This window comes from Futiania mangrovi, from assembly GCF_024158125.1.
Lineage (GTDB): Bacteria > Pseudomonadota > Alphaproteobacteria > Futianiales > Futianiaceae > Futiania > Futiania mangrovi.
The window spans coordinates 148,137-163,752 of record NZ_JAMZFT010000004.1 but is presented as its reverse complement, the minus strand read 5'-3'; the positions used below and the strand labels follow the sequence as shown (position 1 = coordinate 163,752).

Annotated in this window: 14 protein-coding genes; 1 reads left to right on the top strand and 13 read right to left on the bottom strand. The window is 68.7% G+C overall.

Going from position 1 to position 15,616, the window contains the following annotated elements; all coding sequences use genetic code 11:
* Positions 1 to 1,251, bottom strand: coding sequence for a sarcosine oxidase subunit beta family protein (locus NJQ99_RS15620; RefSeq protein WP_269333804.1), 1,251 nt, complete (start codon positions 1,249 to 1,251; stop codon positions 1 to 3).
* An 89-nt stretch (positions 1,252 to 1,340) separates the two neighbouring features.
* Between NJQ99_RS15620 and NJQ99_RS15615 the strand changes: the two genes are divergently transcribed.
* On the top strand, positions 1,341 to 2,345 hold the full coding sequence (locus NJQ99_RS15615) for a GlxA family transcriptional regulator (RefSeq protein ID WP_269333803.1): 1,005 nt from the start codon (positions 1,341 to 1,343) through the stop codon (positions 2,343 to 2,345).
* Here NJQ99_RS15615 and NJQ99_RS15610 read toward each other — a convergent pair.
* The 12 genes from NJQ99_RS15610 to NJQ99_RS15555 form a co-directional block, all read right to left on the bottom strand.
* Entirely contained in the window at positions 2,306 to 3,250 is a 945-nt protein-coding gene (locus tag NJQ99_RS15610; RefSeq protein ID WP_269333802.1) for an FAD:protein FMN transferase, read from the bottom strand. The genes NJQ99_RS15615 and NJQ99_RS15610 overlap by 40 nt on opposite strands.
* Before the next feature lies 1 nt (position 3,251).
* A complete protein-coding gene (locus NJQ99_RS15605; protein ID WP_269333801.1) occupies positions 3,252 to 3,770 on the bottom strand; it encodes a nitrous oxide reductase accessory protein NosL in 519 nt (172 codons plus the stop codon).
* The gene (locus NJQ99_RS15600) at positions 3,767 to 4,588 is read right to left on the bottom strand and encodes an ABC transporter permease (RefSeq protein ID WP_269333800.1); all 822 of its coding nucleotides are present in this window, start codon (positions 4,586 to 4,588) and stop codon (positions 3,767 to 3,769) included. Before NJQ99_RS15600 ends, NJQ99_RS15605 begins: the two co-directional genes overlap by 4 nt.
* Positions 4,585 to 5,490, bottom strand: coding sequence for an ABC transporter ATP-binding protein (locus tag NJQ99_RS15595; RefSeq protein WP_269333799.1), 906 nt, complete (start codon positions 5,488 to 5,490; stop codon positions 4,585 to 4,587). The genes NJQ99_RS15600 and NJQ99_RS15595 overlap by 4 nt, the downstream gene beginning before the upstream one ends.
* Positions 5,472 to 6,734 carry a nitrous oxide reductase family maturation protein NosD gene (locus tag NJQ99_RS15590; RefSeq protein WP_269333798.1) on the bottom strand — a complete coding sequence of 421 codons (1,263 nt, stop codon included), beginning with the start codon at positions 6,732 to 6,734 and terminating at the stop codon, positions 5,472 to 5,474. The genes NJQ99_RS15595 and NJQ99_RS15590 overlap by 19 nt, the downstream gene beginning before the upstream one ends.
* A 2-nt stretch (positions 6,735 to 6,736) precedes the next feature.
* Complete coding sequence (nosZ, locus tag NJQ99_RS15585; RefSeq protein WP_269333797.1) at positions 6,737 to 8,641, bottom strand: TAT-dependent nitrous-oxide reductase; 1,905 nt, start codon at positions 8,639 to 8,641, stop codon at positions 6,737 to 6,739.
* Positions 8,634 to 10,817: a NosR/NirI family protein gene (locus tag NJQ99_RS15580; protein ID WP_269333796.1), complete on the bottom strand. Its 2,184-nt coding sequence runs from the start codon at positions 10,815 to 10,817 to the stop codon at positions 8,634 to 8,636. The genes nosZ and NJQ99_RS15580 overlap by 8 nt, the downstream gene beginning before the upstream one ends.
* A 143-nt stretch (positions 10,818 to 10,960) precedes the next feature.
* The gene (locus NJQ99_RS15575; RefSeq protein WP_269333795.1) at positions 10,961 to 11,407 is read right to left on the bottom strand and encodes an RrF2 family transcriptional regulator; all 447 of its coding nucleotides are present in this window, start codon (positions 11,405 to 11,407) and stop codon (positions 10,961 to 10,963) included.
* Between the two features lie 115 nt (positions 11,408 to 11,522).
* Positions 11,523 to 12,188 (bottom strand): NnrU family protein, encoded by a 666-nt coding sequence (locus tag NJQ99_RS15570; RefSeq protein WP_269333794.1) that lies wholly within the window; start codon positions 12,186 to 12,188, stop codon positions 11,523 to 11,525.
* Between the two features lie 4 nt (positions 12,189 to 12,192).
* The gene (locus NJQ99_RS15565; RefSeq protein WP_269333793.1) at positions 12,193 to 13,389 is read right to left on the bottom strand and encodes an NnrS family protein; all 1,197 of its coding nucleotides are present in this window, start codon (positions 13,387 to 13,389) and stop codon (positions 12,193 to 12,195) included.
* A 185-nt stretch (positions 13,390 to 13,574) separates the two neighbouring features.
* Positions 13,575 to 14,198 (bottom strand): trimeric intracellular cation channel family protein, encoded by a 624-nt coding sequence (locus tag NJQ99_RS15560; protein ID WP_269333931.1) that lies wholly within the window; start codon positions 14,196 to 14,198, stop codon positions 13,575 to 13,577.
* A 323-nt stretch (positions 14,199 to 14,521) separates the two neighbouring features.
* Positions 14,522 to 15,613: a branched-chain amino acid ABC transporter permease gene (locus NJQ99_RS15555; protein WP_269333792.1), complete on the bottom strand. Its 1,092-nt coding sequence runs from the start codon at positions 15,611 to 15,613 to the stop codon at positions 14,522 to 14,524.
* Positions 15,614 to 15,616: the final 3 nt, after the last annotated feature.

Sequence of the window (15,616 nt, the reverse complement as noted above, 5' to 3'; positions counted from 1 at the left end):
TCAATGCAGGTTCGGCTGGGCGCCCGCGCCCTTCTCGTCGATCATGCGGCCGTGCCGGAAGCGGTCGAGCCGGTAGGCGGTGGCCGTCGGGTGCGGCGCGCCGGTTGCGAGCAGGTGCGCGAAGGCGTAGCCCGACGCCGGCGTCGCCTTGAAGCCGCCGTAGCACCAGCCGCCGTTGAAGCAGAGCCCCTCGACAGGCGTCACGTCGATGATCGGGGAGCCGTCCATCGACATGTCCATCACCCCGCCCCACATGCGCAGCAGGCGGGCCCGGCCGATCAACGGCATCAGCGCCATGCCGCCCTCGGCCACGTCCTCGACCACGGGCAGGTTGCCGCGCTGGGCGTAGGAGTTGTAGCCGTCGATGTCGCCGCCAAAGACGAGCCCGCCCTTGTCGGACTGGCTGACGTAGAAATGCCCCGCCCCGAAGGTGATCACGCCGGGCAGCACGGGCTTCAGCCCCTCGCTGACGAAGGCCTGGAGGACGTGGCTCTCGATCGGCAGGCGCAGGCCGGCCATCGCCATCACCCGGCCCGAGTTTCCGGCGACCGCGACCCCCACCTTGCCGCAGGCGACGAACCCGCGGGTGGTCTCGACGCCGGTCACGCGCCCGCCTTCGATACGGAACCTCGTGACCTCGCAATTCTGGACGATGTCGACGCCGTGCCGGTCGGCGGAGCGGGCATAGCCCCAGGCAACCGCGTCGTGGCGCACGGTGCCGCCGCGCCGCTGCAACAGCCCGCCCTTGATTGGAAAGCGCGCGTTCTCGAAGTCGAGGAAAGGCGCCAGCGCCCGCACGCCGTCCGCATCGAGCAGTTCGGCGTCCACGCCGTGCAGCCGCATGGCATTGCCGCGCCGCCGGTAGGCGTCGCGCTGCGCGTCGGTATGGCAGAGGTTCAGCACGCCGCGCTGGCTGACCATGGCGTTGTAGTTGAGGTCCTGCTCCAGCCCCTCCCACAGCTTCATGGAGAATTCGTAGAAGGGGATGTTGCCGTCGAGCAGGTAGTTCGAGCGGACGATGGTCGTGTTGCGCCCGACATTGCCGCCGCCGATCCACCCCTTCTCGAGGACTGCGATCCGGCGCACGCCATAGACCGTGGCGAGATAGTGGGCGGTCGCGAGCCCGTGCCCGCCGCCGCCCACGATCACCACGTCGTAGTGCGCCTTCGGGTCGGCGTCGCGCCAGGCGGGCGTCCATCCGCGATGGCCGGTCAGCCCTTCCTTGAGTAGCCGCAGTGCCGAGTAGCGCATCGCGAGGCCCCATGCTTCCGCACCAAGACCTAGCACCGCGCGGGCGAAACGAATGTTGCCTCAATGACATTTCATGTTCATATAGCGCCATGCGCTCCGACACGCCCAGACCGCGCCGGTTCGGCTTCATCCTGGTCGACGGGTACCCGCTGATGTCGACGGCGGCGGCGGTCGAGCCGCTGCGGGCGGCAAACCTGCTGTCGGGGCGGGCGCTCTACGACCTCCGCTTCCTGTCGCTGGAGGGGGAGGAGGCGCATGCGTCCGTCGGCGCGCTGTTCCGCACCACGCCGATTGCGCAGGCGGGGACCGGGTTCGACCTCGTGTTCGTCGTCGCGGGCGGCGATCCGGTCGGGTTCCGTCACCGGGGTCTCACCGCCTATCTGCGCCAGCTTGGCGCCCGCGGGGTGCCGCTCGGCGGCATATCCGGGGGCGCGGCGATCCTTGCCGAAGCCGGCCTGCTCGCCAACCGCCGGTTCACGGTGCACTGGGAGCATTACGAGGCGCTGCAGGCCCGGTCCGCCGACCACATGATGGAGCGGCGGCTGTTCGTCATCGACCGCGACCGCTATTCCTGCGCGGGCGGGACCGCCCCGCTCGACATGATGCACGCCATCGTCGCGGGCGAGCATGGGGCGGCGCTCGCCCGCCGGGTCAGCGACTGGTTCATCCAGACCCGCATCCGCCCGGCGGACGATCCACAGCGGGCAGCCGCGGGCAGCCGCTACCGCCTGATGAACCCGTGCCTGGCGGCGGCGGTCGAACTGATGGAAAGCCATCTCGCCGATCCCCTGAGCCTCGACCAGGTCGCGCGGCTTTCGGGCATCGGGAAGCGCCAGCTTCAGCGGCTTTTCGCAGCCGAACTTGGCATGAGCGCGATGGAGTTCTATCGCCGGCTGCGCCTCGACCTTGCCGCCCGGCTGCTGACCGGCACGGGCCTGCCGCTCGCCGATGTCGCGGGTGCCACCGGCTTTTCGAACCTCTCGCACTTCGTCCGGGCTTTCGCAAACCGGCAGGGCGAGACCCCTGGCAGTTTCCGGCGCGCGCGCTCCGGCCGTCAGGAGGCGGACGCAAGCACCTCGATCCGGGCATCCTGAAATCTTCCGGCCACGCCAAATGCCTGCGCCTTGCCCTCCACGAGGCACAGGGCCGTCGACAGGCCGTCGGCCAGCATGGCGGAGGAGGCCGAGACGGAGACAAGCGACCAGGCAGACGCGGTACCACCGGTGCGCGGGTCGAAGACGTGCGCTCCCGGCCCGTCCTGCGGGCCAAGCGGAGCCGAGGTTGCCAGCGCGCGGTCGCCGAGACGAACTTCCCGCACGATCCGGCCTTGCGGGTCCGCGATTCCGGCACGCCACGCGCTGCCGTCGGGACGATGCCCGCTGGCGGCGATCTCGCCCATGTCGATCAGTACGCCGGAGAGACCCTCGGCATGCAGCAAACGCGCGATCCGGTCCGTGACGAACCCTTGTGCGATGCCGTTCAGCGTCATCGCCATGCCGGGCCGGGCGAAGGCGACGCCGCGCTCGTCCCAGGCGACATCGCGCCAGCCGATCCTGCGCCGGGCATCCGCGAGCTCGTGCGCTGATGGCGCACGGCCTTCACGTGCGGCCATGGCCTTCAGCGCCCAGAGCGGCTGTACGGTCGGATCGAACACACCGCCCGTCGCGTACCAAAGCGCATCGCAAAGGCCGAACACCTCAAGCAATTCCGGAGGGGGCGCCTCGAGCCGCCCTTCGGCGTTCAGCCGCAGCAGCGCGCTTGCCGGGCGGTAAAGACTGAAGATCGCTTCGAGGCGCACGACCTCCGCCTCCACGCGCGCCGCGATCCGCGCGCCGTCCAGCGCTTCGATGCCAGAAAGCGTCATGGACGCGGGCGCGCCTAGCGCGATGCCCCGCCAGCGGTACACCGGGGCAACTTCAGCCGCTGCGGCCGCCGATGGCAGCGCGCACGCAGCGGCCGCGATGGTCAGGAAGCGGCGGCGTGTAAGGTGTGCGATCATGTCAGTTCCTCCCGTCCGCGACCGGCGTCACGGCACCCAGGGCTGCATCGGCCGGGATGTCGGCAAGGCGCAGCACTGCGCCGCCCAATTCCCCTGCGAAGGCACGCGCCGCGTCGGCCGTGCCGAAGGGCACGATCTCGCCCGCGCCCATGCCGCCCGCAATGTCTGCCCCAACGACGTAGTAGGCATCCTCCGCCGCGATCCAGGTGCCGGGGCCCGGGCGCTCCCAGCTCTCCGCCTGCGCCATGTCGTTGACGTAGAGCGCCGCGACGTCGGCCGAGCGTTCTCCGGATTTGACGAAGGCGACGAGATCGCGGACCTGCGGAAACCACAGCGGCGCGGCATGGCCCTGCAGATGCGCCTGTCCCTTGGGGCCTGGGTGGTCGAGCACGGTCATCTGGCAGAAATATCCCGCCGCGTCCGCTGTGAGTTCGGCCGGCGGCGGCGGCGCGACGGCAACCGCCGCATCGTCGCAAGCGGCAAGGGGCAGCAGGAGAAGCAATGCGAAGAGCGCTCTCATGGCATCACCCTCCGAAAGGCAGCCCACGCAAGCAGCAGCGCGCCCGCCGGCCAGATGGCGAGCGAGGCGAGCGCCATTGCCCCCGACACCGCACGCGAAGCCCCTGCAACGCCCGACGCAAGCGCAGCAACCTCGCCCTGCGGCAGGTTGGCGAGGCGGAAGGCGTCCGCCGGATTGCCGATCAGCAGCCAGGGAAAGACCGTTTGCGTGAAGGCTCCGCCCGCATCGGCGACCAGCGCGCCCAGCAGGCCCAAGTCGTAGAGCACCACAAACACCAGCCACAGCGCGATGGCGAGGCCCGCCGCCGCCCCCGGATTGCGCACGCGCGCCGACACGGCGTAGCCGAGGCCGAGGAACGCCGCGCCGAGCAGGCACGCGGTCCAGAAGAGTCGCAGGAGCGCGGCCAGGCTCTCCCCGCTCACCCGGTCGAGCGTCCACGCCATGCCGCCCGCGACCGCGTAGCCCGTGGCGAGCGCGCCCGCCAGCACGAGGAGGTGCGCGAGGAACTTGCCGCCGAGGATCGCCGCGCGCGGCACCGGATAGCTGAGGATCAGCGCAAGCGTGCCGCGTTCCGCTTCGCCCGCAACCGCATCGAAGGCGAGCAGCAGCGCGATCAGCGGCACGATGTAGACCGACAGCGTCGTCAGGCTGGTGACCGCCACGGTCAGCAGGTCGACGCCCAGCGTCCCCGTCGGCCCCGAGCCTGCGAAGGTCAGCACGGCAGAGAACAGCACCATGAGCGCCGTGGCGATGGCAATCCACAGATTGCGCCGCGCGATGGCCAGCTCGGCGGCGGCAATGGCAAGGACGGCGCTCATGGCACATCCCTCCGGCTGAAGTGGCGGTAGAGGTCTTCGAGGCTCGGCGGCACCACGTCGATGTCGTCGACGAGCGCGCCGAGAGCGGCGGCGTCCCCGATCCGGTCCATCTTCTCGGCGGGCGCACAGGCGAGCTCGACCGAGCGCCCGTTGAGCCGCGTGCCGCCCAGGCGCCCCGCCACTTCCTCCACCGCATCGGCGCGGGCCCGCACGGTCAGGCGGATCGGCAGGCCGGCTTGCGCGCGCAGGGCGTCGAGCGCGGCGTCGGCGACGAGATGCCCGTCCCGCAGGATCGCGATGCGGTCGGTGCGCGCCTCCAGTTCCGTCAGCGCGTGCGAGGACAGGAGAACCGCCGCCCCCCGCTCCGCCAGTTCGTCCACCAGCGCGTAGAAGTCGCGCCGCGAGATGGGATCGAGGCCCGAGGTCGGCTCGTCCAGAACGGTGAGCTTCGGGCGCCCCAGCATTGCCTGGGCGAGGCCGAGCCGCTGCCGCATCCCCTTCGAATAGGTGCCGATGCGCCGGTTCGCGGCATCCGCGAGGCCGACCCGCTCCAGCAGGCCGTCGGCGGCGCGCGCGGCCTCCCCCTTCAGGCGGGCGTAAAGCCGCAATTGCTCGCGCCCCGTCAGCGAGGAGTGGAAGGCGACGTTCTCGGGAAGATAGGCGCAGGCAGCCCGGCCCGCCCGGGTTCCGGGTGCATGGCCGAACACCTCGATCCGGCCCGCGTCGACCGGGTTCAGGCCGAGGATCATCTTCATCAGCGTCGTCTTGCCCGCGCCGTTGTGGCCGAGCAGCGCCACGCGCTCCCCAGCACCCACGCGCAGGGAGACGGCCGAAACCGTCTCAACGGTGCCGTACCGGCGGGTTGCCTTGTCGACGATCAGGCTCATTTCGCGATGTCCCATGCGGGTTCGGGAAGGGGCGGCGGCGCCATCAGCGGCGCGGGATCGATCACGCCGCCCGGAAGCAGCGCGGGGAACGCCCGCTGCGCCCAGCGGACCAACTGCACGGCGGGTGCGCCGAGCAGCAGGCGCGCGGCAGGCTGGGTCCACAGGATGCGGTCCATGGTGTCGTTCGGGCGGTAGGGCGCATCCGCGATCCCGTCGCCGTCTAGGTCGAAGCCCGCATGGTCGGACCAGTGGTTGCCCACCCCATCGACGCTCCAGTCGACCCAGCGGGAGCCGACGTATTTCACCTGGGTGCGGTTGCCGATGAAGGCGTTGCGGGCGATCTCGTTGCGCTCCGACCCGGCGGTGAAGTGCACGCCGATGGCGCAGCCCTCGAAGCGGTTGCCGAGGATGGTGTTCTTGTGCGCGTTGTAGATGAACAGGCAACGGTCCTCGCCACCCTGCACGAGGTTGCCCTCGACACGGCTGTCGTTGGCGTAGTTCAGCATGATGCCGTGCGCGCGGTCGCCGATGGAGGCATTGCCCGCGATGGTCACGCCGCGTGAGAACATGACCGCGTAGCCAAGGTCGTTGCCGATGCTGACATTGTCCGCGACCGTGCTGTCGTTGGCGTGCATGTAGTGGACGGCGAACCGCAGGTCGCGGAAGCGGTTGCCACGGAACACGTTGGCGCGCGAGGTGTTGACGAAGACGCCGTCGCGCCCCCAGCGAATGTCGTTGCCCACGACTTCCGCACCCGGCGCATTCCAGACATAGACCCCGTTGCCGCGGTCGTTCATCCGCCGGTCGCGGCGTCCTTCGATGACGTTTGCGCGCACAATGGCGTCCTGCGCCCCGTGGATGTCCACGCCATAGAGATTGCCGAGGAGGCGGTTGTCCTCGATGAGAGCGCGCTTGGCCCCCTCGAGCAGGCGCACGCCGCTGTCGATCTCCTCGTGGCCGGAGCCGGAGCCGACGATCTCCAGTCCCCGGATCGTCACGTCGGGCGCGGTGACGAGGAAGACCGAGCCCTCGCCGCCCCCGTCGACGCGGGGGCGGGCCCCGCCTTCGCCCTCGACCGTGAGCGGGCGGTCGATGACGACCGGCCCGTCATGGGTGCCCGGCGCGAGGCGGAGACGGTCGCCCGCCTCCGCCGCCGCAACCGCGCCGACGAGCGCCCCCGGCACGGCACGGACCCGCACCTCCCCGCCCCAAGCGGGGGCGGAGAGCACGAGCGCCAGCACGGGCAGGAGGCGCCGCATCGTCAGGTCGCCCGCGGTTCGACGAACATCCGGCCGCGCATCTCCATGTGGAGCGCGTGGCAGAACCACTGGCAATAGTACCAGTGCACGCCCGGACGTTCGGCGATGAAGGTGACCGAGGCGGTGGCCTGCGGCGCGACCTCCATCGCGATGCCGAAGTTCGACAGGCAGAAGCCGTGGGTCAGGTCATCGATGTCGTCCTGGTTGGTGACGTAGATCGTGACCTCGTCGCCCTGCTTTACCGTGAACTTCTCGAGGCTGAACATTGGCGCGACGGAGTGCATGTAGACGCGCACCTTGTTGCCGTCGCGGATCACGTCCGCGCCCCAGTCCAGGTCGACGCCGTCGGCGGCGGCCTGCTGGCGCGCCTCCTCCCACGTCGGGTCGTCCCGCTTCCACACGGTCTGCGGGTTCACCTTGGAGCGGTGCACGATGATGCTGTCGTGCGGCTCCGCGAAGGTCGGCCCATCGTGGACCACCTTCATCTCGTCGCCCGAGATGTCGATGAGCTGTTCGTTCTCCGGCTTTAACGGGCCGACGTTCAAGAACCGGTCCTTGGAGAACTTGTTCATCGAGATCAGCCACTTGCCGTCGGCTTCCGCCGTCTCGCCCATGGAGGTCGAGTTGTGGCCGGGCTGGTAGTGCACGTCGACCTTGGAGATGATCGGATCGACGTTCTCGCCTGCATAGGCGCGGATCGCCTTCTCGACGTTCCACTTCACCACCTGGCTGTCGAGGAAGAGCGTTGTGAACGCGTTGCCCTTGCCATCGAAGGCGGTGTGAAGGGGTCCGAGGCCCAGCTGCGGTTCGGCCACGATGGCCGAGCGCGGCTCGGCATCGCTCTCGAACAGCGCGTCGAGCTTCGTCACGTCGATGACGGAGCAGGTCGGCGACAGCTTGCCGTTCACGACGACATGGCGCTTGTCGGGCGCCGTGTTGATGCCGTGCGGACTGTTCGGGATCGGGATGTAGCGGGTGTACTTCTTGTTCTGCCCCTTGCGCCCGTCGAGCACCTTCACGCCGTTCAGCACCTGGTAGTCGCCGGCGGCGACGCCCGCCTCGATCTCCTTGAGATTGAAGACGACGACATGGTCCATCTCGTTTGCCGTCATCTCCGCGAGCGTCATGCCCATCTCGGAGTTGTAGCTGGTCGAGAACGCGTACTTGCCCTGGTAGTCGCAGTCGGTGTTGTCGAGGTTGCCCGAGACGATCACCTGCCAGGCTATCTCCATGGTGTCGCCGTCGATGGCCGTGAAGATGTTCACATACTCCTCGGGGCTGTCGAGGATCTGCCCGTCGTTGACGAGCGGGGCCTCGTGCTCGCCATTGGCGAAGACATAGCCCGTGCGCGGGAACTTCTGCGGCCGCATGCCGTGGATGTCGTGCGCGTTCGGGATCTCGATGATCCTGTCGCACTTCATCACGTCGCAGCGGACGCGCGCCACGCGCGTGTTTGCCTTGTCGTTCATGAAGAGATAGCGCCCGTCATAGGTGCCGTCGGTGAACGACATGTGCGGATGGTGCAGGTCGCCGTTGTCGTAGGTCTTCTTGCCGTGGGCGGCGAGGAAGGCCTTCGTCTCCGGCAGCAGACCCTCGGTGAGGATCTTGAGGCTCTCGTTGGTCTGGCCCCAGCCCGTCGCCGAGCAGCGGTTGAACACCGGCACGCGCATCAGCTCGCGCATGGAGGGCACGCCGAGGATGCGCAACTCGCCCGTCTGGCCCGAGGACCAGAAGCCGTAATACTCGTCCAGTTCGCCGGGTGCGAGGTTGACGCCGGCCGCGTGTGCGGGCGTGGCGCCGCCCGCCAGGTAGACGGTGCCGCCGGTGGCGGCGAGCACCGCCCCGCTCGCCGATGCGCCGAGCATCGCGCGCCGCGACATCTTGATGGGTTTCAGGTCGTCAGGCATGGCTCTTCTCCTTTGCCTTTGGTGTTTCTGTGGGCGCGAGACCGCTCTTGGCGAGCGCCTCGCGGCGTTTCACCTGCCGGATGACAACCGGGCACTTGGCCTTGCTCTGGTAGAGCACCTGGCAGTGAAGGCAGTTGATGCATTCGTTGGGCGCGATCTCGCCGGTGGGGTGGATCGCCTGGACGGGACACTCGTTGCTGCACGTCTGGCAGGGGTGGCCGCACTCGTGATAGCGCTTCAGCCAGTCGAACATCCGCATCCGCGCGGGGATCGCCAGCGCCGCACCCAGCGGGCAGAGGTAGCGGCAGTAGAACCGCTCGATGAACAGGCCGGCCAGCAGCAGCACCACGACGAAGGCGACGAACGGCCACGCCCGCGCGAACTTCAGCACGATCGCGGTCTTGAAGGGCTCGACCTCGGCCAGCGTTTCGGCCAGCGGGATCGAGGCGAGGGACACGCCGAAGAGCACGAGGAAGATGATGTACTTCAGCGGCCACAGGCGCTCGTGCAGCCCCCAGGGCAGGCGGAGTTGCGGCACGCCCAGGGCTTGCGCGATGCGGTTCGTCAGCTCCTGCAGCGCGCCGAACGGGCACAGCCAGCCGCAATAGGCCCCGCGGCCCCAGAAGATCAGCGCGGCGGCTACCGAGAACCACAGGATGAATACGAGCGGGTCGAGCAGGAAGGCATCCCACGAAAACCCCGACTTCAGCGCGCCCGCCAGCGCCATCAGGTTCACGACCGACAGCTGCGCGTTCGCGTACCAGCCGATGAAGACCAGCGTGAAGGTCAGGAACGTCATGCGGAACCAGAAGAACGCCCGCTCGTTCCGCGTCGCCTGCATCTGGAAGAAGAACGCCCCGGTCAGCACCGTCAGCATGACGGCGAGACCCGCGATCTCCACCTGCCGGTCGCGCCATATGCGCTGCCAGAGCGCGGCCTTCGCCTCTGCCTCACCCGTCGCGGCGTCGAAGGCAGCAGGTGCGCCGACCGGTGTCGTGTAGCGGTCGGGCAGACGGTAGCCGAGATCAAAGGTCAGGAAGGTCTTCTCCACCGGACCCACCGCACGCTGCACCAGAAGCTGAAGCCGCCAGGGCTGCGTGGGATCGAAGCCGGCATCCGCGGGGATCCTGAACAGATCGATCTCGGTGAAGGCGGGCGCGCCATCCGCCGCGATCTCGCCCAGGCGGCGATGCTGCTTGTCGAAGAAGCGGACGGACCGGTCGCCCTGGATCAGCTGGATGCGGTCGAAGATGCCGCCGCGCACATAGCCCGAACCCTTGAAGGAATAGCGCCCGCGCGCAGCCACGAGGATGGCGTGCTCGCCCTCCTGCAGCCAGGCTTCCAGATTGGCGTACTCCTGCTGCCCGAGAAGGCTGAGGCCGACCGAGGGAACGCTGACCTGCGCGACAGCCATGTCGATGAAGGCGTCCGTTTCGGGGCCCCGTTCCGGGCGGGCAGCGGCGCGTGGGTCGCCCTGTTCGGCGAAGGCCCTGTTGACCTGCCCGACGTCGATCGTGAGGCGCCGGATCGTGCCGTCGCCCGCGAGCGTTCCCCAATCCTCGACCGCTCTCATCTCCCGGTCGATTGCACGCGCGGGCCCGGTGCTGCGCACCTCCGGCGCAAGCCCCCCGAGGCCAAGGGCGCGCGCGACCTTCAGACCCGCCCGGATGATCGAATCGTCGATCACCATCACGGTGACGGTCGCGCCCGAGATGATGTCGAGGTCGTGCGCGGATCCGCCTGCCGCGGCCTCGACCTTAAGGTCGACGCCCGCGTACCCCTCGACCAGGCGGGTCATCTTCGCTTGCGGAATCCCGACGAGCACGATGGGTTCTGCATGGTCGACGAGGCGGATGCCCGTGAGCACCGCATCGGGCGACATGGCCGCCACCACATGGATCGGCTTGCCCGAATAGCCCGTCGTGCCAACGAAATCGGACGTCAGATAGGCATAGCCGACCGTCGCGCCATCCTTGAGGACGGGGGCGACGGGCACCTCCTCCCGCAACGGGCCGAAGGCGGTGGCGCCGGGTACCAGGTCGCCGGGCGAAAGCTCCTTGAGGAAGCGGGGCAGTTCCGCAGCCCTTGCGGGGATCGCCGCGAACAGCAAGAGGAAGCCGGTCAGGACGGCGGCAGTCAGCCTTTTCCAACGGCCTGTCCGGGGTGAGATGCGCATCGCCTGTCCTCGGCTTCAAACAATGTATTTTGGATACATTGTTTGAAGCCGACCAAACTTGATGTGCGTCAATGGCCAGAAGAGATAGGATTTTCTGCACTTATGGGGCGCTCGCGATCGGGGATGCGCAGGTCGCCCCCGGGTTATTGCCGCGCCGTCGTCTCCAGTCCGAGGCGGGCACGCAGCGCGTTTGCAGGCGCGATCAGGTCGGCGACCGTGTACCGGTCGAGCACCGCGAGGAAAGCGGACAGCGCCTCGTCGAGAACGCCACCCAATTGGCAGTCGGGCGCCAGCCGGCAATTCCCGTTCGGATGGAAACACTCGACCAGTGCGAAGTCGGGCTCCATATCCCGCACGACGGCGCCCAGGCGGATGGTTTCGGGCCGGGCGGCCAGCTTCATGCCGCCTGCACGGCCGGGCCGGGTTTCAAGGAAGCCCTTCTGCGCCAGTTCCTGGACGACCCGCATGAGATGATTGCGCGAAATGCCGTAGCGCTCCGCGATCTCCGCGATGCTGACCAGCCGCTCGGGCGCCAGCGCCACATACATCAGCGTCCGCAACGCATAGTCGCTGTGCAACGTCAGACGCATGGTGCCGCTTCTCCTCCCTGGACCTGCCCGCCGGAAAGTGGCGCGAAAGAATATGCCGCGCCGGTGCGGAAACGGAAGACGTCTTTCCGCCGCGCGGGCACAGGGCGGGCTCCGGTCAGGACAGCGGGCTTACGCCGAACACGACAGGGTGCAAGCCGATCAGCCCGGTATAGAGCACGACACCCGCAACCAGCCTCAGCACGAGGCGCGGCCAAGAGGGCGGGCGCGGGAACAGGGAACCGGCGCGCACCTGCGCATCGAGGTCCGCCCAGATGTGTCCAAGCTCCCGCCTCCGGCGCCGGTTCACAAGCCCGTGGCCCGCCAGGGCGAAGGCCGCGAAGCCTCCGAACAGGATCACGTGCGCCAGGTCGCCGTTGGGCACGACATGCGCCCCCGCCCAGAGCGCCAGCGCGACAAGCAGGGGATGGCGCATCCAGCGCACGACGCCCGGGCGCGCAGGGTCGAAGCCGTCCCGCGGGCCACCAAAGGAGAACGGGTTGGGCCGCCCCGCCGCCACCGCCAGCAGAAGGCAGGCCGGCAGCATGGCGGCGAGCGTCAGGTGCCGCTGCCACGCGGCGGGTTCCCAGAGTTCGACATAGGGCGCCCGTCCCGCCTCGACGATCAGCCAGCCCAGCACGGCGAGGGAAAGCGCCGCGTAGGCGAGCGCAAACCCCCTCGGCCCGAGACGCGCGACCAGCCAGGGCCGCACCGGCGGGCGCACGGGCACTGCATGGGTCAGGAAAAAGGCCGCAAAGGCCAGAACGAAACCGCTCCAGCCCATGGTGTCAGCGCCCACCCCGCGGGCGCAGCAGCAACGGCCCGTAGAGCAGCACGAAGCCGCCGAACGCTCCAAGCCACGCCAGGCCGGCCAGCATGTGCAACAGCGAAGCATGGTCGGGCGCGGCACCTGCCGCAATCCGCAGCAGCGTCGCCGCGACGATCAGCACAAACAGAATGGTCGTACCCTGCCCCGCCGTCAGCGACCGGCCCGTGTGGCCGAGCGTCGCCCGCGTCATCACGGCAAGCGTCATCACCCCGATGGCACCGGCCATCCAGAGATGCTGTGCCGCTGCCATGCCCAACAGGCCGGGCCACAAGACTTCTGCACCGACGGCCAGCGCACCCAGCGGCAGAAAGGCGTAGCCCACGTGCAGAACCCACAGCAGGGGCTCCGCTCCCGTCCGGTGGCCGCACCAGCGGGCGAGCCGCGCCACATTCAGCACGCCTGCAACGATCAGGGCGATCCCGGTCGCCGCCTCGTCCGGCGCCGCCACCCAGGCCGCGAGCGCCACGCCCGTAGCCGCCAGCACCGCACGGTCGAAGGCGCCAACCGGCGACGGGAGCCTTCCAGCATCGCGGCGCGCAAGCCAGTTGCGCGTGAAGGACGGAACGATGCGGCCGCCGATCAGCGCGATCATCATCAGGGCCGCTGCAAGGCCGATGCGCAGGCCGGCCCCGCCCGCCGCGTAATCGCCCCGTGCGGCCTCCCACAGAAAGACGCCATTGCCCAGGGTCAGGACCCCAAGGGCCGCCAGCACGGTCAGGTTTCGCCAGTTCTTCCCGGCCGCGATTTCACGCGCCAAAGCCAGCGCCAGCAGCACCGGAAATGCAAGCTCCGCAAGGGCGACGAGCCAGAAAGGCCACCATTCCGACGTGGCGATGGCAACACGTCCGCAGATCCAGACGGCAAAGAGCGCACCCAGCGGCCAGCCGACAATCGGCAGCCGCCCTGTCCAGTTCGGTACGGCCGTCAGAAGGAAGCCGGCCACCGCCGCACCGAGATAGCCGAAGAGGAATTCATGCGCATGCCAGGACACGGGGTCGAAGGCGGTCGGCATGCTCATGTCGCCGCCCAGCATCGGGAGCCACACGAGCATGACGAGCACGGCCCAAAGCCCCGCACCGAGGAAGAAGGGTCTGAATCCGAAACTCAGGAGGGCGGGACCCTGCCAGGCCCGCATGCGTTCGGCCGAGGTCGCCATCGCTGTCCTGTCCTTTCCCGGTGCCGTTCGCGATTTCCGAAACGGCTGGGGTGGCCCATGCAGTACGCCGGGCGCGCCGGACTGGGCCTCCCGGATGCGCGATTCGTGGCGCGCGCCTTTCGTGGAGGCTCGGCCTTTTGGGCCCTGAACGCAATGGGTGCCGGCTGCGGCCTTTCAGCCGCCCCCTACCGCCCCGGACGCGGTCTGTAGCGTGGCAGGGTCCAGTTCCAGGTGAGCGCAGCGCCCCGCAGGCCGAAACCGGCGGCGAACCCCGCGCACAGCGCCACCTCACGCGCCACGCCTGCCGCCGCCAGCGCCACGTAGAGACAGGCCGCGACCAGCGCGGCGGTCACATAGATCTCGCGGCTGAGGATCACGGGGCTCTCACCGCCGAGAATGTCGCGGATGATCCCGCCGAAGGTCGCCGTGATCATTCCCATGGCGATCGCACCGGCAACGCCGGCCCCCGCCAGAAAGGCCGTCTCGGCACCCGTGACCGCGAAGACCGCAAGCCCCAGCGCATCGAACCACAGCAGCAGGCGATAGCGCGATTCCGGGATATGCGCGGTGAAGAAGACAACCGCCGCCACCGCGGCGCAGACGGCGAGATACTCCGGCTGCCCGATCCAGAACACGGGCGCCCGGCCGAGCAGCAGGTCGCGCACCGTCCCCCCGCCGATCCCTGTGACGACACCAAGCAGGACGAAGCCGACGATATCCATCTGCTTGCGGGATGCGACCAGCGCCCCGGTCACCGCAAAGACGACGATCCCGAACCAGTTGAGCGCGGCGGCCAGGGTCTCGAACATCATCCACGCTCCAAATTGCCCGCTCCGCGAGTGCAGGCTGCCGGCCCGCAGGCGATGCCCGAACCCTGGCACGGGGTGCCACTCACTTCGCTTGCAAGGCGCCGCCCGGCCATTCCGGCGGCACCATCACATCTCTCGCAGTTGTTGGGAAGGACGATGCACCGGGCGCAACGCCGAGGCCGCCCGCCCCCGGCACGCATGGGTCGCAGCAGGCGGCATCCGCGTTGCCTTGGATGGCCTTCGCCCTGACGGGAGCGCAGAACCGCAGCGCGCTACACATGCCGGGCGGGCGGACGCAGACTGCAACCCTCCCGGCACGGACCTCAATGATGCGACGCGGGCTGCTTTCGCCGATTGACGGCGCTGTTGCGCAAGCGCCCGACGATCCCCTCCGGGAAGTAATAGACGCTCAGCACAAAGAGGACACCCAGCCAGAAGATCCATCGGTCGGGATGCACGACGACCGAGAGGACGGGGATGCCCTCCACCCAGGGCGCGGCCGAGGCGATGGCGCCTTGCAGATAGGTCTCGGCCATGACGAACAGGCCGGCACCGACCACGGCGCCATAAAGCGTTCCCATGCCCCCGATGACCACGACCAGCAGCACGTCGAGCATCACCTGGAGGTCGAACGTGACCTCCGGCCCGACGAAGCGAAGCCAGATCGCGTTCATCGCCCCCGCCATGCAGGCGATCACCGCGGCGATGCAGCTGATGACCACACGGTGGCGAAGCACATTGTAGCCCAGCGCCTCGGCGCGGAACTCGTTTTCCCGGATCGCCTGGAGCACCCTGCCGAACGGGGAATTCACCAGGCGGAGCATCAGGACGAACAGCAGGCCGCACATCACGACGATCGCATAATAGGTCAGGACCGTACCGTTGACCGGGACGCCCAGCACGCTGCGCGGGAGGATCACGAACGCCGGCTTCAGCATCTTGGGGATCTGGAAGATCAGGCCGTCGTGGCCTCCGGTCACGGTGTAGAACTGGTTCACCAGCACCGCGAAGGAATTGGCAACGGCCAACGTGATCATCGCGAAGAAGATCGTTCTGGTCCGCATGCTGAAGAGACCGACAGCCGCGGCCACGACGAGGCACAGCACCGCGGCTACGACGAAACCCAGCGCGATCGCATCCCACCCGGCGCCCATGCTGCGCAGCGCGATGGCCACGCCATAGGCACCGATCCCGTAATACATGGTGTGCGCGAACGAGATCATGCCGGTGTAACCGAGCAGCAGGTCGAACGAGGCCACCAGCACCGCGTAGATCGCGATCTTCACGAACACGTTCATGATCGGCAGCCCGCCCACCGCCAGCGGCGCCGACAGCATTGCGGCCACGAGCACGAGCAGCATGGCCGTGACGAGGCGGCTGCGCGGAAAGTCCCTCGAAAGCAGCGCGTCAAGCATCCG